The 25,983-nt window shown below is 43.7% G+C and carries 19 protein-coding genes and 1 tRNA gene; 9 read left to right on the top strand and 11 right to left on the bottom strand.

The window, feature by feature from the left end:
* Positions 1-180 precede the first annotated feature (180 nt).
* Positions 181-3,483 (top strand): DEAD/DEAH box helicase, encoded by a 3,303-nt coding sequence (locus tag P255_RS00445; protein ID WP_004898915.1) that lies wholly within the window; start codon positions 181-183, stop codon positions 3,481-3,483.
* 63 nt (positions 3,484-3,546) lie between these two features.
* Here P255_RS00445 and P255_RS00450 read toward each other — a convergent pair whose 3' ends face one another.
* Positions 3,547-5,166: a purine-cytosine permease family protein gene (locus tag P255_RS00450; RefSeq protein WP_004898918.1), complete on the bottom strand. Its 1,620-nt coding sequence runs from the start codon at positions 5,164-5,166 to the stop codon at positions 3,547-3,549.
* Positions 5,167-5,329: 163 nt separating this feature from the next.
* Here P255_RS00450 and P255_RS00455 point away from each other — a divergent pair, with 163 nt between their 5' ends.
* Positions 5,330-8,812: a hybrid sensor histidine kinase/response regulator gene (locus P255_RS00455; RefSeq protein ID WP_155756901.1), complete on the top strand. Its 3,483-nt coding sequence runs from the start codon at positions 5,330-5,332 to the stop codon at positions 8,810-8,812.
* Positions 8,799-9,722, top strand: a complete 924-nt coding sequence (locus tag P255_RS00460) for a response regulator transcription factor (RefSeq protein WP_004898925.1) — start codon at positions 8,799-8,801, stop codon at positions 9,720-9,722. Before P255_RS00455 ends, P255_RS00460 begins: the two co-directional genes overlap by 14 nt.
* A gap of 411 nt (positions 9,723-10,133) precedes the next feature.
* Here the strand turns inward: P255_RS00460 and P255_RS00465 are convergent, their stop codons facing one another.
* From P255_RS00465 to P255_RS00485, 5 genes are all read right to left on the bottom strand, one after another.
* Positions 10,134-11,570: a hypothetical protein gene (locus tag P255_RS00465; protein ID WP_004898928.1), complete on the bottom strand. Its 1,437-nt coding sequence runs from the start codon at positions 11,568-11,570 to the stop codon at positions 10,134-10,136.
* A 711-nt stretch (positions 11,571-12,281) separates the two neighbouring features.
* Positions 12,282-13,259, bottom strand: a complete 978-nt coding sequence (locus P255_RS00470; RefSeq protein WP_004898929.1) for a zinc-binding dehydrogenase — start codon at positions 13,257-13,259, stop codon at positions 12,282-12,284.
* 5 nt (positions 13,260-13,264) lie between these two features.
* Positions 13,265-14,683, bottom strand: a complete 1,419-nt coding sequence (locus P255_RS00475) for a coniferyl aldehyde dehydrogenase (protein WP_004898931.1) — start codon at positions 14,681-14,683, stop codon at positions 13,265-13,267.
* 9 nt (positions 14,684-14,692) lie between these two features.
* Positions 14,693-15,379, bottom strand: a complete 687-nt coding sequence (locus P255_RS00480) for a type 1 glutamine amidotransferase domain-containing protein (protein WP_004898932.1) — start codon at positions 15,377-15,379, stop codon at positions 14,693-14,695.
* A gap of 18 nt (positions 15,380-15,397) precedes the next feature.
* Positions 15,398-16,006 (bottom strand): TetR/AcrR family transcriptional regulator, encoded by a 609-nt coding sequence (locus P255_RS00485; RefSeq protein WP_004898934.1) that lies wholly within the window; start codon positions 16,004-16,006, stop codon positions 15,398-15,400.
* 491 nt (positions 16,007-16,497) lie between these two features.
* On the opposite strand from P255_RS00485, the gene P255_RS00490 reads away from it, so the two are divergent.
* The 3 genes from P255_RS00490 to P255_RS00505 all read left to right on the top strand — a co-directional run bounded on the left by P255_RS00490 (position 16,498) and on the right by P255_RS00505 (position 20,193).
* The gene (locus P255_RS00490; RefSeq protein ID WP_004898936.1) at positions 16,498-17,910 is read left to right on the top strand and encodes a methylenetetrahydrofolate reductase C-terminal domain-containing protein; all 1,413 of its coding nucleotides are present in this window, start codon (positions 16,498-16,500) and stop codon (positions 17,908-17,910) included.
* 149 nt (positions 17,911-18,059) lie between these two features.
* Positions 18,060-19,358 (top strand): FAD-dependent oxidoreductase, encoded by a 1,299-nt coding sequence (locus P255_RS00500; protein WP_004898937.1) that lies wholly within the window; start codon positions 18,060-18,062, stop codon positions 19,356-19,358.
* Positions 19,359-19,422: 64 nt separating this feature from the next.
* Complete coding sequence (locus P255_RS00505; RefSeq protein ID WP_004898940.1) at positions 19,423-20,193, top strand: SAM-dependent methyltransferase; 771 nt, start codon at positions 19,423-19,425, stop codon at positions 20,191-20,193.
* A 333-nt stretch (positions 20,194-20,526) separates the two neighbouring features.
* On the opposite strand, the gene P255_RS00510 is transcribed toward P255_RS00505, so the two are convergent.
* From P255_RS00510 to hisF, 3 genes are all read right to left on the bottom strand, one after another.
* Positions 20,527-20,602 (bottom strand) — tRNA-Thr (locus P255_RS00510).
* A gap of 114 nt (positions 20,603-20,716) precedes the next feature.
* On the bottom strand, positions 20,717-21,490 hold the full coding sequence (locus tag P255_RS00515; RefSeq protein WP_004898942.1) for an outer membrane protein: 774 nt from the start codon (positions 21,488-21,490) through the stop codon (positions 20,717-20,719).
* Between the two features lie 159 nt (positions 21,491-21,649).
* On the bottom strand, positions 21,650-22,408 hold the full coding sequence (gene hisF, locus P255_RS00520) for an imidazole glycerol phosphate synthase subunit HisF (RefSeq protein ID WP_004754632.1): 759 nt from the start codon (positions 22,406-22,408) through the stop codon (positions 21,650-21,652).
* Between the two features lie 112 nt (positions 22,409-22,520).
* Here hisF and P255_RS00525 point away from each other — a divergent pair, with 112 nt between their 5' ends.
* From P255_RS00525 to P255_RS00535, 3 genes are read left to right on the top strand one after another with little or no spacing between them, the layout of a single operon-like run.
* A complete protein-coding gene (locus P255_RS00525; protein ID WP_004898944.1) occupies positions 22,521-23,477 on the top strand; it encodes a homoserine kinase in 957 nt (318 codons plus the stop codon).
* A gap of 3 nt (positions 23,478-23,480) precedes the next feature.
* On the top strand, positions 23,481-24,104 hold the full coding sequence (locus P255_RS00530) for a DUF1294 domain-containing protein (RefSeq protein ID WP_004898945.1): 624 nt from the start codon (positions 23,481-23,483) through the stop codon (positions 24,102-24,104).
* A 15-nt stretch (positions 24,105-24,119) separates the two neighbouring features.
* Positions 24,120-24,515: a DUF4870 family protein gene (locus P255_RS00535; RefSeq protein ID WP_004898947.1), complete on the top strand. Its 396-nt coding sequence runs from the start codon at positions 24,120-24,122 to the stop codon at positions 24,513-24,515.
* A gap of 42 nt (positions 24,516-24,557) precedes the next feature.
* Here P255_RS00535 and hisA read toward each other — a convergent pair whose 3' ends face one another.
* Together hisA and P255_RS00545 are read right to left on the bottom strand one after the other, a co-directional pair.
* Positions 24,558-25,289, bottom strand: a complete 732-nt coding sequence (hisA, locus tag P255_RS00540) for a 1-(5-phosphoribosyl)-5-[(5-phosphoribosylamino)methylideneamino]imidazole-4-carboxamide isomerase (RefSeq protein ID WP_004898948.1) — start codon at positions 25,287-25,289, stop codon at positions 24,558-24,560.
* 81 nt (positions 25,290-25,370) lie between these two features.
* Positions 25,371-25,961: a 3'-5' exonuclease gene (locus tag P255_RS00545; protein ID WP_004898949.1), complete on the bottom strand. Its 591-nt coding sequence runs from the start codon at positions 25,959-25,961 to the stop codon at positions 25,371-25,373.
* Between the last annotated feature and the right edge of the window lie 22 nt (positions 25,962-25,983).

The raw sequence follows: 25,983 nt of genomic DNA on the forward strand, positions 1-25,983 counted from the left end.
TAAATAATGGGAGTAAATTTTAGCGATTGACTGGGCTGAAAGAGACATATCTTTTCTGTTTATGAACTTCAATTAGCAAAGAGATTTTTTTATTCAACCAAAAAAAGCATGCACTTTTAAAGCCAATATCGTTACTATAGCTTCCTGCGTTTTCGTTTAGTGTCATGATGTTTGGGAAATATGAAGATTGTTCAACTACTTTCAACTTTTGATAGCGCGACCATTGAGCGTAGTCGCCGTTATATCAGTGAGATAGATGCTGAACAACTTTCCGTTCAACCCCAGTCGGCGAACCGCTGGCTGATTCAGGCACAAGTCAAGGGGCAGTCAACCTATCGTACTCGTGTCACTCTCGATGCTGCCCGACAGCAGGTCTTGCAAAGCCGTTGTAGTTGTCCTGTGGGTGATCACTGTAAACATGGTGCAGCGCTTGTTCAGTACGTCGTACAGCATCATTTGATCACATCTCCTCAGATTGAGAATACCAGTTCGGCATGGTCACAGCGTTTTGAGTCAACCCTGAACCATTTGCAAGTGCATCCAGAAATGACGTCGGTTCTGGAAGAAAACTATTTTATTTATATTGTTGAGCGTCAGCCGCAAACGGGTTTAATGAGCCTGCAGCTCTACAAGGTACGCCGCAATAAACAAGGTGAAATTCGCGAAGCCAAACAATATACCAATTATGCCAATATCCTGAACGCTCATGTGGATACAACCGTGCAGGAGCGCGTGTTGTTTCAAGAGATATATTCTGCACAAAATACAAAGAAAAATAATCAGTTACCTTCACATACTTTAAGTTTTAAAGGTCTGCCAGCCAATCTGTTACAACAGGTCACACAGTATGGCTGGCTGTATGCCGAAGACTATAAACACGCTCCCTTACGTTGGTCGGATGCACTGTATCAACTGGATTTTACTTGGGAAACCCAGCCCGATGGACAATCCGAGCAGTTGATTGCCGATATTTATGCACTGGGCAGCAAGAATGAATTAAAGCATGTACCGCATATCTGGATTTTGGCGACACAGCCTTTAACCTATATTGATCTGCGCCAAAATAGCATTGGTCGGGTAGAAGCAGATTATCGTTATGACATTATCGATGATTTGCTGAATATGCCGACCATTCCTAGCCATTTGCTGGGGCAGATGGAGCAGACTTTACAGCGTTATCGGGTTGATCAGACTGTATCTGCTTATCCGCTTGAGCAGAATCTACCTGAAATGCAGGGTAATCCAACCGCCGTGTTGCGCTTTGGTGATCAAGCCCATCTGGATCAGATTTTCTCGAAAAACGATTTGGCATGTGCCAGCGTATTTTTTGATTATCCTACAGGGCGTATTGCTGCAAATTATGCAGAAAATAGTTTTGTGGGGCAGTATGAGCAGCAGCCTGTTCGACAAATACGTGATTTAAAACAGGAACAGAACCTGTTACGCAAGCTCTGGGACCACCTGCCGAATATCGCATGGCTGGAACAGTTGCCTCAGCTCAAATTGCCATATGTCGATATGACGAATCTGGTTTGTATCGATGCGCATGAATTGATCTCAGCATTGTTGCCTGTCAATTTGATTGAAGCGTTGAATTGGAAAGTCGAACATAGCGCACAGAGTTTATTTAATCTGCAATTGGCACAGCATGTCGATGTTGCCCTGACCCAAGCCGATGAGCGTTATGAATGGTTTAACATTGGCATGACCATTCAGGATCAGCGCGGTCATAAACACAACTTGGCCGAATTGCTGGCACGCCTGATTCAGTTACACCCCAAATTACTCGATATACAACGTTTGCATGAGTTTGATGAAGATCATTATTTTGTGCTGCCGATCAGTCATGCACCGAGCTTGCTGATTTATTTGAAAGACATCAAGCCGATTCTGATTCATTTAAACCAGTTGTTTAATCAGGAAGATGATTTTCAGCTCGATGTTTATGATGTGGCACTATTGTCACAAGCCAATGATTTGAATCTGAACTTGTATCATGCAGATCGTTTAAAACAGTTTGTACAACGCTTGCAGCAAGGTGAACAGCAGCCTGTTGCGACACCTGCTGGTTTCTGTGGAGAACTTCGCAGTTATCAACAGCAAGGCTTGGGGTGGTTGCAGTTTTTGACCGAAACTCGTCACGGTGGAATTCTGGCAGACGATATGGGTTTGGGGAAAACCGCACAAACGCTGGCACATATTTTATTGCAGCAGCAAGCAGGAAAACTAAACAAAACTCCAGTCTTGATTATTTGCCCGACTTCGCTGACCTCGAACTGGTTTAAAGAGGCACAAAAATTTACACCACAACTCAAAGTATTGGTGTTGCATGGGCATAACCGTCATGTGCATTTTCAGCATTTGCCCGAATATGATGTGATCATTAGCACTTACCCATTGTTGGCGCGTGACATTCACCTGTTAAAAAATCAAAAATTTCATACCGTGGTGCTTGATGAAGCACATTACATTAAAAATCCGAATGCCAAAGTTTCACAAGCCGCGCGGCAACTGCAATCGCAGTATCGTTTGTGCTTAACAGGTACACCGCTGGAAAACCATTTGGGTGAACTGTGGTCATTATTTCATTTTCTGATGCCCGGATTTTTGGGCACGCAAGATCACTTTAACCGCAAGTATCGTTACCCGATTGAGCGTCAGCAGCGTGTTGATTTGCAGGAACGGCTGATTTTACGCACCCGCCCATTTATTTTGCGCCGCTTAAAAACCGAAGTCGCGAAAGAACTGCCGAAGAAAACCACGATTGAAGTCAATATTGACATGAATGATGCACAGCTTAAGCTCTATGAGGCGCTGCGCACCGCAATGCAGAGCAATGTGCGTCGCTTACTGGCAGAGCGGGGGTTAAAACGCAGTCATATTCAGATTCTGGATGCCTTGCTGAAATTGCGTCAGGTGTGTTGCCACCCGCGCTTGCTGAATCTGGAAGGCATGAATAGTCACAAGATCCATTCTGCCAAACTGGATTATCTCATGGAGACCTTACCTGACATGTTACAGGAAGGGCGTAAGATTCTGATTTTCTCACAATTTACCAGTATGCTCGGCCTGATTGGCGATGCCTTGCAAAAACAGGGTATTGAGTTTGTTAAATTGACAGGTCAGACGCAAAAACGCGATGAAGTGATTCAACGGTTCCAGTCGGGTGAAGTGCCCATTTTCCTGATCAGCTTAAAAGCAGGCGGAGTGGGCTTGAACCTGACTGCTGCCGATACGGTGATTCACTATGACCCATGGTGGAACCCTGCTGCAGAAGAGCAAGCATCGGATCGCGCGTGGCGAATTGGACAAGACAAGCCGGTATTTGTCTATAAACTGATTATGAATCAGAGTATTGAAGAAAAAATCTTGCTGATGCAGAAAAACAAGGCACAACTGGCACAGTCGATTTTGTCGAAAAATAGCCAGATCAATGCGGCATTTAGTGAAGATGAGCTGTTGCAACTGTTTGATGCTACATAAAAAAATAGCGATGTTTGGGGACATCGCTGGGGGTAGAAAACGTCTTCTTGGAATGTTTTATTATTATTTGTCTAGGGTTTTACACAGCGAGCAAATGGTGCCGCTATGTTTGTGTGAGAACATCACATCTGGACGTTCATAAACTTCATCACACACCACGCAGCTATACACGGTTGCCACTGGCGTACCTTCTGCGTCATAACGTGGCTCTTTAATACCATCATGGTCTTGTTTGATGTAGTACTTGCCACCTGTGACCAAGCCCATCACTGGAGTCAGCACAAAGGCAACTACAAGCGCAATCAATGGTGAGTAAGCTGCAAGGAAGCTGCCGAACATTCCAAAGAACGCTGCGATAGATAGACCTGCTGCGGCAAGGAAAGCCACCATACCCACAGGGTTGATGTTGTAAAGCATGTCACGGCGGTATTCAGGTTCTTTCGGTGAAAGTTTCAAGACATATTTGTTGATGGCAATGTCGGTTGCAACCACTACCACCCAAGCGATAGCAAAGTTGGAATAGAAGCCCAAGATTTTACCTAACACCGCAAACATGTTGCCTTCCATCAAGGCGAGGGCAATCGCCAGATTTACCAAGACAAAGATGATACGTCCGGGATAATGTTTGCTGATACGGGTGTAAGCGCTGGTCCACGCCAAAGAGCCTGAGTAAGCATTGGTCACGTTAATCTTGATTTGCGAAATCACCACTAAAATCACTGCCAAAGCGAGCGCTAACCAACCTGGAAGCATGTCATGGAAAGCGGCATTGAACTGTTGTACAGGTTCGGTTGTGTTGACCCCTGGGACTTTGGTGAGTAAATAGAACCCTAAAAATGCACCGATGATTTGTTTGATCGCACCTAAAATCACCCAACCCGGTCCTGCGGAAATTACTGCTGCCCACCATTGTTTACTGTTGGCTTTGGTTTTGGCGGGCATAAAGCGCAGGTAGTCAATTTGTTCACCAATTTGCATGATCAGCGATAAACATACCCCCGCACCGAGCATGATGGCTGCCATATCCATCGGGGCAAAGCCGTCATGACCAGTAAACTGGGCAAACTGACCGACCAGATTCGGCTCTTTATTGATGAGATAGGCGACAGGGCCGATCATCAAAATTAACCAGACAGGGGTTGTCCAGACCTGTAATTTACTCAAGGCTTTCATGCCGTAAATCACCAGTGGAATCACCATAAAGGTCGAAAGCAAATAGCCTGCCCAGAGCGGAATACCGAGGCCGAGTAGCAAACCTTGCGCCATGATCGAACCTTCGAGTGCAAAGAAAATGAAGGTAAAACTGGCAAAAATAATACTGGTCAGCACCGAACCGAAGTAACCAAAACCTGCACCACGGGTAATCAGATCAAGGTCGATGTTATAGCGTGCGGCGTAGTAGGCGAGCGGAATCCCTGTCAGGAAAATGATGATTGCGGCAAATAAAATCGAGAACACGGCATTGGTGGTACCGTAAGACATGCCGATACTCGCGCCAATCGAGAAGTCCGCGAGGTAGGCAATACCACCGAGTGCCGTAATTGCCACTACTTTTGGACTCCAACGTCTAAAACTGTGTGGTGCGTAACGCAGGGTATAGTCTTCTAGGGTTTCGTTGACTGCTTTTTGATTGTCACTGCTGCCTTCTAGGCTGTTTACATCTGAATGTTGAGATACGCTCATAATCGCCATCCTCCCCGATATCGATGCTGAATTTTTGAGTTGCATTCAGTGTGGCGTGTCAGGGCAAAATCGAAAATACGTTATATTGCGTATCTGTACGCAAGATAAAAGCATGGTCAAAATCAGCAAATTTTGGCAAAGTGCAAGCAGCACTTGAATGTTCATGCCTTGCTGGAATTCCATCATGCCGAAATCGCCAACGCCACCTTCAGCCCCGCAACGGGTGATTCCAACCCGCCGTGAGTACAACATTTGGGTGGCGGATGAGAGTATTGAAGATTTTGCCTTACGCTATGCACCGCGCTCGGTACGGAAATGGTCGCCGTGGATGGTGACCAATACCGCCATGTCGACGGTGAGTTTTCTGGCGATGGAAGCGATTGGCGCGACCCTGCTGTGGCAATACGGTTTTAGCAATGCACTCATGGCAGCGATTGTGGTGTGTAGCCTGATTTTTCTGACCAGTTGGCCGATCAGTTACTATGCCGCCAAATACAATGTCGATGTAGATTTACTCACCCGTGGCGCAGGTTTTGGCTATATCGGTTCGACCATTACCTCAGTGATTTATGCCAGTTTCACTTTTATTTTGCTGGCGTTTGAAGCAGCAATTATGGCAATGGCACTGGAGCTAGCGCTGCATATTCCGCAGAGTATCGGTTATCTGATTTCCGCCCTGATCATCTTGCCTTTGGTGGTGAAAGGGGTTGGATTTATCAATAAAGTTCAGGCGATTACCCAACCGATCTGGCTGATTTTACTGCTGTTGCCGTGGATCTTTGTATGGTGGAAACAGCCGCAACTGCTCGAACAAAGTATGCAGTTTGTTGGCATTACTTCACATTCAACCGCATTTAACCTGACGTATTTTGGCGCAGCCTGTACCTTGCTGTTTGTGTTTGTGATTCAGATTGGCGAACAAGCCGACTATTTGCGCTTTTTGCCGCCGCGTGAGCAGCATCCGCGCTCATGGTTGCTGGCGGTATTTTTGGGTGGACCCTCATGGATTATTTTTGGCTTTGTCAAAATCCTGATGGGCATGCTGCTGATGGTGTTGGCTTATCGCTATGCCGTACCACAGATTGAACTCAGCAATCCGACCTATCTGTATTGGTTCGCTTTTCAGCAAGGCATTTCCTCTGCAGATGTGGCGCTGTGGCTCACGGTGCTGCTGGTGTGTCTGGCACAAATCAAGATCAACATGACCAATGCCTATGCAGGTTCACTGGCATGGTCAAACTTCTTTGCGCGTTTAACCCATAGCCACCCTGGGCGGATTGTCTGGCTGATTTTCAATATCCTGATTGCCATCATGTTGATGGAAATGGGCATCAGCCATGCGGTTGAGCAGATTTTGGGGTTGTATAGCAATATCGCACTGGCATGGATAGGTGCAGTGGTTGCGGACCTGATTATCTGTAAACCACTGGGTTTAAGCCCGAAAGGCATCGAGTTTCGCCGTGCCTATTTATATGACATTAACCCTGTCGGGGTAGGTGCGCTGCTGTTGGCATCGTTGCTGTCGATGCTGAGTTATCTGGGATTTTTCGGGGAACTGGCAAAAGGCTTGGCGAGTTTTATTGCACTGGGCACAGCCATGCTGAGTGTCCCGATCATTGCCTATCTGACCCGAGGGAAATATTACCTTGCACGTCAGCCTGAAGCTTTAGCCATGACTTCAGTGGCAACCTGCGTGGTGTGTCAGCGTGAATATGAAGTGGCGGATATGGCGAGTTGCCCTGCCTATAGCGGGGAAATTTGCTCTTTGTGCTGTTCGTTGGAAGCCCGTTGCCATGACCGCTGTAAACCGCATGCACGCTGGTCAGAACAATGGAAAAGCTTGCTGATTCGTTACCTGCCGATTACGTGGGCGCAGCGCCTGAATACGCGTTTGAGTCTGTATTTACTGGTGATGCTGAGTTTGGCGCTGGTACTGGCGGTCTGTCTGAGCTTGGTGTATTTGCAGGAAAAAAGCAGCTTGGACGCGATTCATACCGCAGGGCAGCAGCAACTGTTTGCGCTGTTTGTGAAAATTTACTGCATTCTGTTTTTACTGATCAGTGTGGCGGCATGGTGGTTGGTGCTGAATGATGAAAGCCGCCGTAATGCCGAACAGGAAAGTGAGCAGCAAAATAGCCTGCTCCTCGAAGAAATAGCCGCGCATGAAGTCACTTCGCAGCATTTGCAGGATGCACGGATTCAGGCGGAAAAAGCCAACGAAGCCAAAAGTCGTTATGTGATTGGCATTAGCCATGAACTGCGTACGCCGCTGAACAGTATTTTGGGTTATAGCCAGTTATTGCAAAAGCAGGAAAAACTCTCGGAACAGGGCGAAAAGGCTTTGGGGGTGATTAGCCGTAGCGGGCAGCATCTGACGTCATTGATTGATGGTTTGCTGGATTTGGCACGCATCGAAACAGGCAAGATTTCCCTGAATATGGTCGATATTCATTTCCCTGATTTTATTCAGCAAATCGTGCAAATGTTTCAGCCGCAGATTGAGCAGAAGCATCTGAAATTTGTCTGTGAGATTAGTGAACACCTGCCGCAATATGTGCGTAGCGACAAAAAACGTCTGGAACAGGTGCTGATTAATGTCTTGGGCAATGCGCTGAAATTTACCCGTAAAGGCGAAATCCGCTTGCAGGTCGATTATCGTTTTCAGACTGCCTATTTTACCGTTCAGGACACAGGCTGCGGGATTGCCAAGGAAGATTTACAGCGCATTTTCACGCCTTTTGAACGTGGACGTAATGTGGTGCAGGGCGGTTTTTCGGGGACAGGGCTAGGGCTACCGATTGTTAAATTACTGGTGGATTTGCTCGGCGGACAACTGACGGTGAGCAGCGAGCTGAATCAGGGCACGAGTTTTCATATCAAGCTGTATTTGCCATCCAAAGACCTGATTCACCCGATTCGTAACCTGCATAGCAATCAGATTGTCGGTTATGTCGGCGAGCGTAAACGGATTTTAGTGGTGGATAATGAAGCGGTCGATCGTGGTCTGGTCGCCAACTTTTTGCGCCCGCTCGGTTTTGAGTTGCAAGAAGCCGAATCGGGGATTGACTGCCTGCGCCAAGTGCCGATGTTTCAGCCTGACCTGATTCTGATGGATCTCAATATGCCGTTGATGGGCGGCTGGGAAACTGCACGTTTGCTACGCCAAAACCATATTACCAATGTGCCGATCGTGATTATTTCCGCCGATGCCAATGAGCGTGCGGTGAATCCACAAGATGCTGTACTCACCGAAGATTTTCTACTGAAACCGATTGATCTGAATTTATTGCTGAGCAAAATTGGCGACAAACTGGATTTAACATGGCTGAATGCCGAGCAGCAAGCACAGCAGCCCAATTTGCTAAATCAAATGCAATCGACTCAGCCAGCATCATCAAACTCAGAGAAAGTCACTGAAACATTATCAGCAACTTCAGTACAAAGCTTGCCGCAAGCCTTGGCACATTTACAGGAGGTGCTGAGTCAGGGTTATATTCGCGGGGCACAACAGGCGCTGCAACAGTATCAGCAGGATTTTCCCGAACAGCAAAAATTATGGTTGCAGTTGGCACAATCTGTGCAAAAATTTGACCTCAAAATGGCCAAACAGCAGCTTCAGGACTTTAGCATTGATGAATCATCATGATGCGGTAATTTTAATTGTGGATGATGTGCCCGAAAATTTGGGGCTTTTGCATGAAAGCCTTGATCAGGCAGGCTATCGGGTGCTGGTCACCACCGATGGTTTAAGTGCGATTGAAATTGCCCATCGCTGTCAGCCCGATATGATTTTGCTGGATGGCAACATGCCACATATGGATGGTTTTGAAAGCTGTCTGCAACTCAAAGCTAGCCCGATTACCCAACTCATTCCCGTGATTTTTATGACAGGGCTGTCGGAAACCGAGCATATTGTGCGTGGTTTTCAGGTCGGGGGCGTGGACTATGTCACCAAGCCGTTAAATATTGAAGAAGTGCTGGCGCGGGTGCGTACACATCTGACGCATGCTAAGCTGTTACAGCAACAAAAACAGGTGATTGATGCCACTGAAACTGCGATTTTGGCACTCGATGCGGAAGGGAAAATGTTATGGCAAACCCAAAAAGCCGAGCAGATTTTACAAGAATGTCTGCCTGACAATGCTGGTTTCGAACAGGGACTAAAGCACTGGTTTAGTGAGCTAAAACAGGACAAAGACCCGAAACGTTTGATGAGTTGTAGCTATGCGACCTCTACGCAAAATTTACAGCTTTTATTACTCACGCCGTGGCAAGCTGAACGCAGCAATCAAAATTATCTGGTGCAAATTAAACTGGCAACCGCGACCTTAAGCGTGGCGGACATTTTGAAGTTTTGCCCGCAACTGACCCAACGTGAAGCAGAAGTGATGCACTGGCTGATTTTGGGAAAAACCAATAAGGATATTGCGGAAATTTTGGCGCTGAGTCCTCGTACTGTGAACAAGCACCTTGAACACGTGTTTGCCAAACTGGCAGTTGAAAACCGCACGGCTGCGGTGGCGTATCTGCATAGTCTGGTGCAGGATAAGGGGTAGATTGATCTACGTTTGATGCGTGTATTTGAAAAATGGGGTACGCGGAAATCTCATCGGCAACTGTTCAAGCCAAACCAATATTTGCAATATTTTTGATAAAAGTAGATCCTGAGAGACATGCTACTGATGCTTGAGAAATATTGCTCAAGGCTTCTATGTCTATATTCTGTGGGGATAGAAGTCTTAAAATATTAATTTTGTATAAGAAAGTTTATGTTAAATGCCAATAATATTTAATTTGTAATATTAGAAGCATAGTGAATAGCCACCAAAATTATTTAATATATTGGCAATCATTCTTTGAAAATGGAATGGGTTTACAAATATCTGATTTATGGAAAGTCTCCCCTTGGTTAAGGGAAGACTTAGAAAGCTTAACTAATTTTAATTACTGGAATTTTAAGGATTGTATTAATATAATATTTTTTTAAAATCTCGATAAATATTTTTTCCAGCTCTATTATCACTTGGTGTTTTTGCAAAACTTTGGGGATAGCGTGTATCTAAGCGAAAATTTGCCTTAAGATGTTTACCATCTTCACTTAGTTCAATATTAAAAGGCGAAAGAGCCTTTCGTAATTTTGTATTATTACCTTTAAAATCATTTAATACATTTTTTAAATGCTCTATTTGATTAGAGTATTCTTCATAGTCTTTATCTTGCTTAATATTAGATACAATATCTTCAAATATTTCTTTTTTTCTATCACTTAATCCTAAATTATCAACTTGTAATTCTAGTAATAAATTATACATTTTATGCTTAATTTCTTTTTCAAAATATTGTGAAATATTAAATGGAATGCTAAAAGAATTATTACTATCTTCGGGGCTGACTTCTCGAGAAAAATCTTGGTAATCGTATTGATAAGAATTGTTTTCCAATTCTAATATTTTCTTATTTTTAGCTTCAATTTCAGCATCATACAATTTTATTAGTTCTTCATAATCCTGAGGATTTTTTAACTCTTTTTGTTTTAGTCCATCAATTTGAGTTCTGAATTTTTTCTCTAGAATAGAATGTCTAGTTAAACTTTTTGGAAACTTTTGTACAAGTAAAGAGCTACGAACTAAACGGTTTAAATTATTTATTAGTAGCTGAGTTGTTTGGTCTGCTTTTAGAAAAAGCTTTTTACTAAATCCATTTTTCCAGTATATACCAATTGACCCATTATAAGCATTTTTACTATTGCTGGCTTCTTTTAATTTATATGAAAATGCTTGATAGTTATCTTGTGGTTCAATAAAAATATGAGCTAAACCAAACAATTCTTTTTGAAGATCCTGAATTTGTTCCTCATTAAAACAAACTGGTTGGCTAAGATATACACATGGTAAATGACCTGTAAAATCTCCATTAACAAATTTAGAAACAGTTTCAATCCAATAAGTTGAGTTATCTAAGTAATTTATTTGATCTATCAAAAACTCTCCATCAAAAGCAGCACCTAGCTCATCAATTAGTTTACTGATAATTAGAGGTTTTTTTATTGGCTGATTATCAGGTCTTGGACTTGTACTGATTGTTTTAAGTTTAACGCCAATTTTAAAATTAGTAGCATTTTTTTCAATAGCAATAATGGTAATCCATTGATTTGATTTATGAATATCTTTTTGATATTCAAAATAAAAATTTTCTACTTGATCGCAATCTACATAATTCGCTAAGACCCTTTCCGAATGATTAGGAGAAATTATATCTATGTCTTCATAAGCATTAAACTTTAAATTCTTAGAATTAAATTTAGAATTACGACTTGCATAAAGCCATTCGCAACAAATATTTTTAACATCTTCTAATGTTTTACTTTGAGAATCCACATTAAAAATTGTTTGATATAGAATCATAGATAGCCCCATCTATTTTTAATAAATATATAAAAGTCATTCAATTGCAGTAGTGCTAATCAATCAGTGCCATTATAAAACAATGTAGTAAGCTAAAGCAGATATTATAAAATTAATTGAATTAGGTACTAAAAAGCATTCAACTTCTGACTTTAATACTTACTGAAAATTAATTTCTTATCAGGAGCAGTTAATTGTAGAGCTGAATGCAATAGAGAAAGTTGATAATTAAATTTTTCTAAAATGAACATAATACAGCTTATACGAAATCCATTCAGTTTATTTATGTTTTTCAGTATCTTATATTCTTTTGCATTAGCCCGATTCTCACCAATTGGGCTTTTACATGAATCTTAACGTAACATGCCTAATGTTTAGCCAATGTTTCACGATTTTGACTTGTTGCTGTGAACAATCCCTCTACCCATACAGATCGAAAAATTAGCTCTAGAAGCCCTTTGGCTCAGGTTCCAGATCGGCTGGTGGGACAGAATCTTGATCGGTAAACGTAGTCATATGGGATTTTGAGGCTTCTAAATAAAAATGTTTGGCGACCACGATGATTCCACACAAAGGCTTGTACCTAAATGCTATTGTTCACTACAAACAGTGTTTAGAGCATGACTTAAAATGATAAATCTTCGTTAATCTATATTTTAAACTATTAAATGAACAGGCATCGAACTTGTGTTGCCTGTTCCATATTTTAATTTAAGGACGCAGCAAGACTTTACCCTGTTTACCTGAACTTAGACTGCGTTTCACTGCTTGTTTAATTTCGGCAAAAGGAAAAATCGCCTCAACAGGTAGCTTCAATTCTTGGCTGACAAGACGTTGCATAAGCTCGGTAATCAGGCGCTTTTTATCGGCCACACTCATGTTTTGGCTGACTTTACTGCCCCAAAAACCTTTTACTGTGGCTTGTTTAAAAATCAAATCCCCCGAAGCAATTTGCATCGGCTCGCCAAGCTGAGTACCAAATGAGACCAATGTGCCATTTTCACCAAGCAGGCTGAGTAAGTCTGCGCTGGCTTGTCCGCCAATCGAGTCCACCGCAGCCCGAATCTGTGCGCCCGCCACAATCTGCTCAACTTGCTGTTGCCAACCCGTTTGCGCTGTGGAAACCACATGCTGAATGCCCAACGCTTGTAACTCAGCTACAGCTTCATTGCGACGTACAAGGTTAATGCTATGCACACCACGCGACTGCGCCAGCATGGCGAGCGTTTTGCCGACTGTACCATTGGCGGTATTTTGGATGATCCATTCACCCGCATTGACCTGTAAAAACTCCAGTAACATCAGGGCACTGAGCGGCATGGCAATCAACTGCGCTGCAACTTCATCGGGAATTGCATCGGGCAGTGGAATCACTATATGGCTTGGCGCAATAAAATATTCTGCCCATGTGCCATTTACCGAAGCCACCGCAACCCGTTGACCCACCTGTAAATGTTCAACTTCTGCACCGATAGCATCAATGATCCCGACCGCTTCACTGCCACCAATCGCAGGGAAAGTTGGCTTATAGCCATAACGCCCGCGAACTGTCCATAAGTCATGATGATGAATCGGCGCGAGCAGGGTACGAATCCGCACCTGATCAGTCTGCAACTCAGGTACAGGTTGATCGGCCAAATGCAGGACATCTTCAGGTTCGCCAAAGCGCTCATGAATTAAACTTTGCATGAAAATTACTCCTGAATTTGATTCAGCACATTCTGTAATTGCTGATACGCTGCCGCATAAGGCGCGCGTAAACGTAGATTGGATTCGCCTTGTGGACTTTGCACCACAATCGGTTTGGCATGACTAAAACATCTGAAACCATGAACCCCGTGATAAGCCCCAATTCCCGATGCACCGACACCGCCAAATGGTAAAGTTTCAATCACCACATGGGTCATGACATCATTCACCACCAACGCGCCAGAAGTGGTTCGTTCCGCAAAATACTGTTGTGCTGCGGCATCTTCTGAGAAGTAATAAGCCGCCAACGGGCGTGGATGCGCATTGATATAGTCAATCGCTTGCTGTTCTTGCTGATAGATTTTAATCGGCAAGATCGGGCCAAAAATTTCTTCCTGCATCACCAACATGTCATCGCTGACATTCAGCACCAAAGTCGGCACAATTTTACGGCTGGCATCATCATGAGTGGCTTCTTGAGTGTGCGCAGTCAAAGGAATCAAGGTCGCTCCTTTGGCCTTTGCATCGTCTAATACTCGCATTAAACGCTGATAATGCCGCGGGTTAATAATCGCGGTGTAATCAGGATTGTCTTGGAAATGGCTGAAGCTCTCTGCCATAAATTGCTGGGCGAACGCCACAAAGTCCTGCCGTTGCTGTTCAGGCAACAATACATAATCGGGTGAAATACAGATTTGCCCTGCATTGACGGTTTTCACCGTCAAAATACGCTGCACCGCTTGTTCAAGTTTGGCATCAGGGGCAATCACCACAGGCGATTTACCGCCGAGTTCCAAGGTCACAGGCACCAGATTTTCTGCGGCAGCACGCATCACATGCCGTCCAACTTGGCTACTACCTGTAAATACCAAATGATCGAAAGGCAAGGCACTAAATGCTGCACCCATCTCGGCATTACCTGTGACCACACCCAGTTCTAGTGCATCGAAATATTGTGGAACCAGTTCTGCCAACAGGGCTGCGGTTTTAGGTGTTAGCTCAGAGGGTTTGATTAAGGCACGGTTACCCGCAGCAAACACACCTGCCAGCGGGCTAAAGGCAAGATTCAGTGGGAAATTCCACGGGCTTATAATCCCTACCACACCGAGCGGTTGCTGATGAATCTCGGTACGCATCTCGGCATACGGTGCAGCCACAATTTCAGGTTGCATCCACACAGCCAGTTGCTCTTGGGCATAACTCAACGCACCAACCGAAGCCAAAATGTCTGACACCAAACTTTGGTAGGCACTGCGATGTCCAAAATCTGCCGAAATCGCAGCAATTAGTGCCTCATGATTTTCAATAAGTAATTTTTTTGCACGTTCCAAACGGTCATGGCGTAGTTCCAGACTGGCTGGAGCCGCTTGAGTATGCGCTTGGCGCATGGCTGCCAAGCGTTGCTGTAAGGTTGTAATATCCATCGGAAGCGCTTAAGCCGCTGGATTTAGTAAAGCGAGAAGCTGTTCTGCAACGGCTTCCGAGCTGGCAGGGTTTTGCCCTGTCACCAGATGTCCTTCGCTGACAATGAAAGACTGCCAGTCTGCACCTTTTTGATAGTGTGCACCTTGTGCCGTAAATTCATCTTCAATTAAAAATGGTACAACCTCAGTCAGTCCAACCGCAGCTTCTTCACTGTTGGAAAAGCCTGTAACCTTTTTACCTGCCACAAAAGATTGACCTGCTGCTGTTTTGACATGTTTCAGTACTGCAGGAGCGTGGCAGACCAAGCCCATTGGTTTGCTTGCACGGTCAAAATATTCAAGTAGTGCAATTGAAGCAGCATTTTCAGTCAGATCCCAAAGCGGGCCATGTCCCCCTGGATACATCACCGCATCAAAGCCAGTCACATCAACCTCGGCAAGGACGTGGGTGTTTGCCAATAGCGCCTGAGCCTCAGCATCTTGCTCAAAGCGTCGGGTTGAATCCGTCTGGAAATCAGGTTCGTTACTTTTAGGATCAAGTGGCGGTTGTCCACCTTGAGGTGAGGCTAATGTAATTTCTGCACCTGCATCTTTAAACACATAATATGGCGCAGTAAATTCTTCCAACCAAAAACCTGTTTTATGACCTGTGTTGCCCAAGCGGTCATGTGAAGTGAGTACCATTAAAATTTTCATCATATTCTCCAAAATGCCTTAGGCGGTCGCTTGACCGAGCATAAATTCTGTTGCCCGCAGTGCATCGTGCATCGGGTCTTTGCTTTGACTGAGTTTGCTGAGCAGGGCAGCACCGAGCCACATCTGATACAGCACTTGTGCAGTGGCAGCAGGGTTGCTGCACAGATGCATCGAACCTTCATCGACACCACGTTGTAGAAATTCACTGAGGCGAGCAATAAGGACTTGCACGCCTTGGTGCATGATTTCACGCATATCTTCCGATAAATCAGCCACTTCAGCCGCAAGTTTGACAATCAGGCAGCTTTCGGCCCAGCCTGTATCGGGTTGTTCTGGGTCTTGAATCCATGCCTGAAAATAGCTCAGCAACTGTGTGCGTGCCGACCGTTCAGGTTGATTCCAAAGAATCGACAGACGTTGTCCATAGTTGCTGATGTAGTGTTGCAGTAGCTCGCAGCCAAACGCCTCTTTAGACGCAAAGTAGTGATAGAACGAGCCTTTAGGAACACCACTGGTTTTTAAAATTTCCTGTAAACCGACACCGACAAAGCCTTTGTGCAGCACCAGCTCAAAGCCTGTATCTAAAATATGCTGTCGAGTTTGTTCTGCTTTTTTGCTCAGGGTCATCAGGTTACCTATTTAAAATAGACCAGTCGTCTATTTATTAGGATAGCGTAAATTATTTTGTTGTCAATTGGGTGGAATAGGGGAACAGCTACAATTAAAAATGCTGGAAATTGTTATCAATTCAACAGCTTTGTCGAACATGGCAAAGATGACAGCATAAGATTTTTACAAAAGACTACAATTGTAGTGTGGGTTCGTGAAATGACTCAGTTTTACCACCCGAACAATTCGTGTTTAGCTCGCATAGCCTTTGTTTTCAATCGAAGAGGGCAATCATTTGATACATGGTATGTATTAAAAAATTGTTTTTAATCAATGAAATTTATCCATCATTTTCATCGTTTCATCATGATGAAGTCAAAAATTTAACCCTCCCAACGTTAGACCCATTTCCCCTGAAAGCATGTATTGGTTTTAATATAACCTGTTTGGCATTTTTCTTGTATAGAGCTCTTTGTTAAACTAGATCTTTAGATTTTCTCTCTGCGCATATGTCGGCACTTTCGCATTATTTACAACAGCAACAGTTTTGTCTGGTTCTTGAACAGATCGTGTCTAAGCGTACAGAATTACCGCCGATATCGACTTTGGCAGGCTTACCTTGTGTCATGGCATTTGCCGATCGTGTGCATGCCGATGATGATCCATCACCCATCACGTTGGCTCAGAGTGTCAGTCCTGAACAGGCCAAGCTGCTGCATTTCTCAGGGAAGGCGCGTGATGTTAAAGATTTACAGCAGTTTGTCGAGCAAGCCAAACAGCAAAATCTGCATGATGTGCTGTTACTCACAGGCGATAAGCTCAAGCAGCATAATTTTGGTCACACAGATCCACGACAACGCACACGTTATTTAGAGTCAGTCAGTGCGTTAATGTGGGTGAAAGCGCATGCACCTGAGATGTATTGTGGTGTGGCATTCAACCCATTTAAATACACTGAAAGTGAAGAACAGGCCCAGTATCTCAAATTTGAAAAAAAGCAGCGTGCGGGTGCAGACTTTGTGATTACCCAGTTGGGTTATGATCTCAATAAAATTTTGAAATTTAAACAGTTTGTGGATGCAAGTGCGCAGCCTTGTCCTGTGTTGGCCTGTGTGATGCCATTGACCTATCGCCGTGCCAAATTCATGGTCAAGCAACAGGTGGCAGGCATTGAAATTAGCCGCCATTTATTACAACACTTGAAAGCCGAGCTGCAAGAAAATGCCGCATGGGCAGAGCAACGGGTTTATGCACGGGCAGCACTGCAAATCTGGATTTATCGACACTGGGGACTGGCAGGCATTCATGTCTCAGGCTGTCAAAATCCAGAGCAGCAGGCTTTGCTGGAACAGGCTATGGCTCAATATCAGACATGGACGCTGGAGCAATGTTTGATGGAGTGGAATCGCCTGTGCAAGATTGTGCGTGGCGATGAAATGCAGCCTGATTTATCGGCTGCCTATCCACAGCGGCAAGCTTCCGTGCTGAAATATCAGGTTTTACAAGTTACTCATGACTGGTTATTTGACAGTACACTGGCGCAAAAAATCGGGCGTTTTGTGTTTCAGCGCCAGTTTTGGCAACAGGGCTTGGCAGCGAAAAGTATCTTGGCCGTTGAACATGCCAGTAAACATGCTGTAGTCGGCTGTGAAAGCTGCGGGCAATGTCGTTTGGCAGAAACCCTGTATATTTGCCCTGAAACCTGCCCGAAAGGTTTAGCCAATGGGCCTTGTGGCGGAACCCGTCTTGATCGCTGCGAATTTGCAGATCGGGAATGTATTCATAGCCAAAAATACCGTTTAGCCAAGCAGGTCAGGCAGCAGGACATTTTGCGTTACGAACTGATTCCTGCCGTACCTGTCGAAATTCGCCAGACAAGCTCATGGGTGAATTGGTTTAATCCAAAAGTCATTGATTTTTAATTTGTTATTTAAAAAAATCAAGCTAGGATTGTTTGTAAAAAATGACTGTAAGCGAATGTAAAAAAAACGAATTATGGTATTTTTTAACAAGGTATTTGCTGGCAACATCGCACATAATGAAAAAAATGGGCTAAAAAACGGATAAAACATTGGATATTGCAGTCATTGGTAGTGGCATGGCTGGGCTTGCTACTGCAAGAATTCTCAAAGATGCAGGACATAATATTACCGTATTCGAATCGTTGCCCGGACGAGGCATGGACAGTCATACGGTCGAGTTTGATGGTGGAATTATTGATGCGCCACTGCGTGTCATGAATCCGTATCTCTGGAAAAATACCTTAAGTCTTGCAACTTATTTAGGGATTAAAACCTTTCCAGTACGTACCTACATGGCATGTAGCTGGTTGTTTGAAGATAAAACCGAAACATGGCTGACCACTTCACGCGCACCGATTGGGAATTTCCCGATCATCAACAACCGTAAAGGCTTACAGCAATACGGTGTGCGCTTGGTCAAAGGCATGCTCCAGCTTAAAACTGCAATTCACCGTTTCTTTAAATCGAAAAATCAGAATATTACCCTGACTGAATTTATTAATAAAAACGACATCGAAGAAGTGTTCTGGCATGGCGCAGTGATGCCAGTGCTGTATACCATTTGTACCTGTAACCCGAAAACCATTGGCGAATGGCCAGCAAAACCGTTACTGGTGTTTTTAAGTCAGTTGACCAGTGGTGTTGAATTGTTGCGTTTGCAAGGCGGGACACCTGCTTTTGTGGGCAAGCTGATTGAAGGCATTACCATTCATAGCGGTGCTGCGGTAACAAAAGTTGAGCTGAAAGACGATAAAGTTTTGGTTGAAAATCAAGCAGGTACACAGCAGTTATTTGATCGTGTGATTGTGGCAACTCCAACCAATAAAATTGAAGATTTCCTCAATCCAGAACAGTTTGCTGAAGACTTGCAGCTTTTAAAACAGTTCCGTTTTGAAGAAGGCGATTTGGTGATTCATACCGATGCAACTGTGATGCCGCCACGTCGTAAGGACTGGGCAGTACTCAGCTACATGATGGATCGACACTTTACCCGTCAGCAATTTACGGTTTGGATGAACGCGATTGAGCCAACACTGGTCGGGAAAAACCCTGTGTTCCAGACATGGCGTCCTGTTACACCGATTGACCCGAAAAAAGTCATTTCTACCGTGAAACTGACTCGTGCAGTGGTAAATTCTCAAACTGTAGAGTTGAGTCAGGAATTACAGCGCCGCCAAAAAGCGTCAGATCGTAAAGTTTACTTCTGTGGTTCATGGTCATGTGATGGGTTGCCAATTTTGGAGTCTGCGGTGACTTCTGCGATGCAGATTGCCAAAAATCTGGGTGCGCCAATTCCATTTGTAGGATTAAAACCAAAACCAGAAGTTGCCCCAGAATTGGGTTACTAATTTGCAATTTCTGCAACGTCTACGCCAGAAACTTCCCCAGCATAAATATGCGATTAATACGCAAATGTTGGGGGACTCTGCCACGCTGGCGTGGAGTAATTTGGGCTTGTGGTCTGCACCAGCCCAAACTTATGTGCAGGCATGTGAACAGCTTGCCGAGCATCTCGCACAAAGTATTCAACTCACAGCACAAGATCACCTGCTCGATTTAGGTTGTGGGCATGGCGCAAGCCTACAGTATTGGGCGCAGCATTATGCTGTGCAGCATATTGAAGCAGTAGAAATACAAACCGCCTGTATTGAAAAAATTCAGCAACAAGCTTTGGCGTGTGTGCATGCCGCGCATCAGCGCTCTTTTATGAATTTAAATGCTGAATGTTTTGAGCAGAAATTTGATGCAATCGTTTGTCTGGATGCACTGTATCATTATGATTTAAAAAAATTCATGGTGCAGATTCCAGCACTTTTACAATCCAAAGGGAGAATTGGTTTTCATTATTTACTATTCAATGACAACTGGTCAAAAGCCAGTTTCCTGAGTAAACAGCGTGATCAGTACCTGCTAAAACTTGCCGATGTGCAACTGCAACATCTAATGTACCAAACGGAACTTGAACACGTGTTGACACTGCATGGCTTTGAGCAAATTCAAATACAGATTTTGTCTGAACCTGTATTAGGTGGTTTTGCTCAGTACGTGCAACAGGAACTTCAGTTACATGGTTTTCAGCATGACCTGAATGCTTTAAAAATTCAAATGACAGCTAAATTGTGCCAGCAATTATTTCAGGAGCGGCGTATTGATTATGTACAGGTTACCGCAACCTTAGCTTAATGATGTGTGATGATGATGCTATTCGCTAGTCATCATTTTACGGGGTACACATGCGCGATTAAAAACAGTACTGTAACAGCCACTACAATAAAAGCCATCTAGCCAAGAACAAAAGCCAAGCTTCTACAACTCTCAGTTGAATCACAATAAAATGTAACTCTCAAGCAACAATAATGCAAAGTGCCAACACAAATCTTTGAGGCAATATCACCGTGATTGGATTTGATCGATTGGGTGGAATTTAAAATGCTTCTAGCTGAATCACAACTTAACAACTGATTTTAATTGCATAAAAAAAGCCCCAAGTACAAACTTGAGGCTTTTTGAATTTGATGGTGCCGACACACGGATTCGAACTGTGGACCTACTGATTACAAGTCAGTTGCTCTACCAACTGAGCTATGTCGGCAACGTGGCGAGAATTTTACTGGATTTGGGTAAAAGGTCAAGCCAAAAAATGAACAATTGATTGATGTGAAAAAAATAAAGAGGGCATAAGCCCTCTTTATTAAATTTTAAAATCTTAGAATGCGTAACGTAGACCTAGAGTTACGTCATGGGCATCAACTTTAACTTTATTTTCTACTTCGACAGTGTCAGAAGTGCTTTTGTTAATATAGTGAAGTCTGTTAGTAACATTACCACCATTCAGATAGCGGTAACCTAGATCTAAATGAAGTTTAGGATTGATTTCATACGCAAACCCAGCTCCAACGCCTAATGCGATATGTGATTTTGTGTTTGAACCGATGCCATCTTCAATAATAGCTGTACTACTAGTAAGCACCGCACCTGTCTTTAATTTTGTATGTGCTAAACCAACACCTGCTGAAAGGTATGGTGTAAAACGCGAATGGTTTGTAAAGTCATAATAACCGTTGAGCATATAGCTTTGTAATGTCAGGTCATGCTTATAGTTAATGTTGTCAATATTCAAGCTGCTTACAGATAGAACAGGTGAACCAGATACAGACGAGTGAAGCGCAGCTTTACCATGATAGGCATATTCAACTTCTAAGCGTACTGGTACGTTATATGTAGGAGCAAAATTAACACCGTAAGCAATGTTACCAGTGAAAACTGTTTTGCTATCATCACTTAATTTGACAGAGCTGGTTTCACTTTTAGAGGTTGCAACGGTATTGTAAGTAAAAGAAGATTTATTGTCGTAGTTAGAAACTGAGCTTGCACCGAATTTTGCTGAAACATAAGCAGATTCTGCCAATGTGGCTGCATGGCTAGAAACACTGGCAGTAAAACAAGAGAGTGCGATGACTGATAATGTAAGTTTTTTCATTGTTAACCTTTAGTTAGTTTCACTTGTTATTAATTTTGAATATGTATTTTACAAAAAATATACATTGTATCAATGAAAAATTCATTTTTTATTTTTTGGTCAAATAAAAAAGATGACAATATGTCATCTTTTTTAAAAAATTTATTAAAAATAAGTTGCTTATAAGCGCATTTCAATGCCTTGTGCTGCCAGGAATTGTTTAGCTTCTGGAATTGTGTGCTGACCAAAGTGGAAAATGCTGGCAGCCAAAACTGCATCTGCGCCACCTTTTAGAATTCCGTCAGCCAAATGTTGCAAGGTTCCAACACCACCAGAAGCAATCGTTGGAATCGTTACGCGGTCATTAATTGCACGCATTAAAGCAAGGTCGTAACCTGCTTTGGTTCCATCAGCATCCATACTGGTAATCAGGAGTTCACCTGCACCGTAGTCTGCCATTTTAACCGCCCATTCAATGGCATCAATTCCTGTGGGTTTACGCCCACCGTGAGTAAAGATTTCCCATTTATTCTCGCCCGTTTTTTTGGCATCAATCGCAACCACAATACATTGTGCGCCAAAACGCTGAGAGGCTTCCTGAACAAATTCAGGGTTAAACACCGCAGCAGAGTTGATGCTGACTTTATCTGCACCAGCATTCAGAAGTAGGCGGATATCTTCAACTTTACGTACGCCACCACCAACAGTCAGGGGAACAAAAACGCTTTCTGCCATACGTTCTACAGTACGATACGTAGTGTCACGTCCATGATGGGTTGCGGTAATGTCGAGAAAGGTGATTTCATCGGCACCTTGTTCGTTATAACGACGTGCAACTTCAACAGGATCACCTGCATCACGAATATCTAAAAATTGTACGCCTTTCACTACGCGGCCATTATCAACGTCAAGGCACGGAATAATACGTTTTGCAAGCATTGTGACATCCAAATGTATCGGTATATGGAAAGAAAGTTCCCGAGAATGGGTGACATCTTGGTAAACTATGCGCACATTCTACCAAACTTATTTTGTTTCACGCAGGTTTTCTATGTCGGTTTACACTCCTTTGAGTTTAGATGAAGTTCAGCAGTTTTCTGAGGCCTATGGATTGGAGGTGGTTGAACTCATTCCGATTCAAGGGGGGATTCAAAACACCAACTATTTTATTGTCACCCAAGATCAGAAACAGTTTGTGTTGACCGTCTTTGAAAATGAAACAGAACAAAGCGCAGGGGAGCTGGTTCCTGTCCTGCAACAGTTGGCTGCACATGGTGTGCCTGTCGCTGCACCGCTGATGCATCATGACCGTGCGATTCATTATATTGTGGGTAAACCTGCACAAGTTGCACCGCGAGTTTGGGGTGAACATCCTGAAACAACAACCATCGCTCAAGTTGCTGAAATTGCCACAGCACAGGCGAAGCTGCATGTTGCACTACAAGATTTTCCGTTAACGCGCAGCCATAGTCGTGACCATGTTTACTGGACAGCGATTGGGCAAAACTTAAAAAATAGTATGTCGGCAGAAGATGCCGCACTGATGGAACATGTTTATGCGGTATTTGCCGAGTATCAGGCGCAGTACCCGCAACGTCCAAAAGGCTGGGTACATTCTGATTTGTTCCGTGACAACACATTGTTTGAAGGTGATGAACTCAAAGGAATTCTGGATTTCTTTGAACTGAATTTTGATGAATTGCTGTTTGATGTTGCGATTACCATTAATGATTTTTGTAGCCAGTTCCCGAATGTGGAGTTGGATGCAGATAAATTACAAGCTTATTTGGATGCGTATCAAGAGATTCGCGCACTAACTGCCGATGAACAAGCCTGTTTAAATGTGTATTTGGCCATGGCAGCCTGCCGTTTCTGGTTCTTGCGTTTAAATGTGGCACGTCTTAATGCTGAGCAGAGTCGTGGCGGTGATGATGTGCATTGTAAAAATCCAAATGAAATGCGTGCCATGCTACAGCAGCGTTTAAGCCTCGTGTCTGGAGAAAAATAAAAAATGCGTGATCAAGGGCGCTTGGTTGAATGGTTTGATGATCAGGGTTACGGGTTTATTCAACCTGATGATTTAAGCAAATCACAGGTCTTTTTGCATATTAAAGATTTTGCTCAGCGCGGCCCACGTCCGATTGTAGGCTGCGCCCTTGATTATGTGGTGATTGTAGATGAGCGCGGGCGTTTTCGTGCCAAGCAGGTGGTTTATCTCAAGGCAAACCAGACAAAAAATACACGTCAAACCAGCCAGTTGGCTTCTAAGCCACATTCATCACTTCACCCGATCACGATAGCTATCGGAGTGTATGCTCTGTTTTTGCTAGTGGCGATTGGACTTAGGGCTTTGCCAAGTTGGTTGCTGTTGTATAGCTTGCTGATCAATGCATTGTGCTACTGGCAGTATGCGCAAGATAAAAGTGCAGCACAGCAAAACCTGCGCCGTGTGCCTGAGCAAACTTTACACTTACTTTCATTGCTCGGAGGGTGGCCTGCGGCGTGGTTTGCACAACAAAAGTTACGTCATAAAACCCAAAAGCAACCTTTCCGTCAAATTTATTTTGCTACGATTGTGCTGAATATCATGCTGTTATGTGCATTGATTGTACTGTTACCGAAGTTCATGCACTAGATCGGGGAGAGAGGAATGTACGTTGAAGCTGAGTTACAGTCGAAAAGAAATCTGACTTTGCTGCTGTATGTGCTGTATGGTTTTGCGATTTTCTCTGCTGGAGTTTTGGCAGTTGTGGCTCTGATTGTCAATTATGTGAAGCGTGATGCAATGCAGGGCACGATTTATGCCAGTCATTTTACCTGGCAAATCCGCACAGTCTGGTGGTATCTGTTCTGGAATGTCATCGGTGTGCTGCCATTTGGTTATTTGTTCTTTAGCTTTGATCAACCCAATGTTTTTCTTGGCACGTTATTGACAGCGTTTATCTTTTGGGGGGCGGTCGCAACCGTTTCGTGGATCTGGATTGTGTATCGGGTAATACGTGGCGTGATTGCACTCAATGATGAGCAACCCATGTATGCAGACTAAAAAAGAGCTCTGATGAGCTCTTTTTTATGCGTTTCTGAAGAATTAGATTTTATCTTCATCGAGCAGGATTTGGGCATCACGTAGGTTGAGTGTGCCTTCATAAATTGCACGACCTGTGATTGCACCTAAAATCCCTGTTCTGCCTTTCAATGCACGTACATCTTCAAGGTCAGTTACACCACCAGAAGCAATAATTGGTAAACCACAGTAGTCTGCCAAAGCCACAGTTTGTTCAACATTGACACCTTGCATCATGCCATCACGCGCGATGTCGGTATAAACAATGCTAGATACACCCGCATCGGCAAAGCGTTTTGCCAAATCAGTTGCTTTAAGGTCAAGCACATTTGCCCAGCCATCGGTTGCCACATAACCTTCTTTGGCATCAATGCCGACAATAATATGCCCAGCAAATTTCTTACAGGCTTCTTCAACAAATTCAGGTTCTTTGGCTGCTTTTGTGCCAATAATCACAAAAGAAACCCCAGCTTCTAAATAATGTTCGATGGTTTCAAAAGAACGAATTCCGCCCCCGATCTGGATCGGTAAATCTGGATGTGCTTTGGCAATTGCTTCAACCACGCCTTTATGAATCGGTGTACCTGCAAAAGCACCATTTAAGTCGACTAAGTGTAAACGACGTGCACCTTCATTGACCCAATGTGTTGCGGTTGCTACTGGATCGTCAGAGAAAACGGTATCGTCTTCCATGCGTCCTTGTTTCAAACGGACACATTTACCATCTTTAAGGTCAATTGCTGGGATGATGAGCATGCTGTAGCACCTTATGAAAATTGCAATCAGAAAATAATGGGATTTATCTTAGCAAACTATTTTTAAATCATTAATCTTTAATCACTTGGATTTTAGCTTTTCTTGCTGTAACACCAGATAGATTTTCAGGCTGGCATAGGCATCATTGGCGGCATAAGCACGTTGCATGGCTGAAAGTGGCTGCTGACTCCAGTTGGATAACCGAACGCGTTTCGATTTTGGAAAATATTGCTGGAATAACAATGCAACCGCAGTCTGAACCCCGATCTGATTGCGATATCCAAATGATTTGAACTGCTGTGACAGATCAAACATTCCCTCAAGCTGTAACTGATGTTTGTGCAACATTTTACGATCATTTTTCAGACCGAAACCTACTTTTAAAATATCAGGGTTGGCAAGAAGCTGCTGCAGGACAGGGTGTTGAAACTGATGGTATGAAAATAAAAATGCGTAATGTTCAGTGGCAATCTGGATCAGATGTGGCCCAGTTTGAGTTTCACCTTTTTGAAAAGTTGGTTTGCTTTCTGTATCAAAACCAACAGCTTGAACATGCTGGGTTTGTTGTTCAAACAGCTCAAAATGTTCGGGTTGATGAACATCAATAATCTGCTGGGCATCTAAGCCCTGAAAAGCAGGAAGTTGGGTCAGTGTAGCTTTGTCTATAGACATGTAGGATGGCAAAAAAAATCGA

The sequence above is a fragment of the Acinetobacter brisouii CIP 110357 genome (genome assembly GCF_000488275.1).
Classification (GTDB): Bacteria; Pseudomonadota; Gammaproteobacteria; order Pseudomonadales; family Moraxellaceae; genus Acinetobacter; species Acinetobacter brisouii.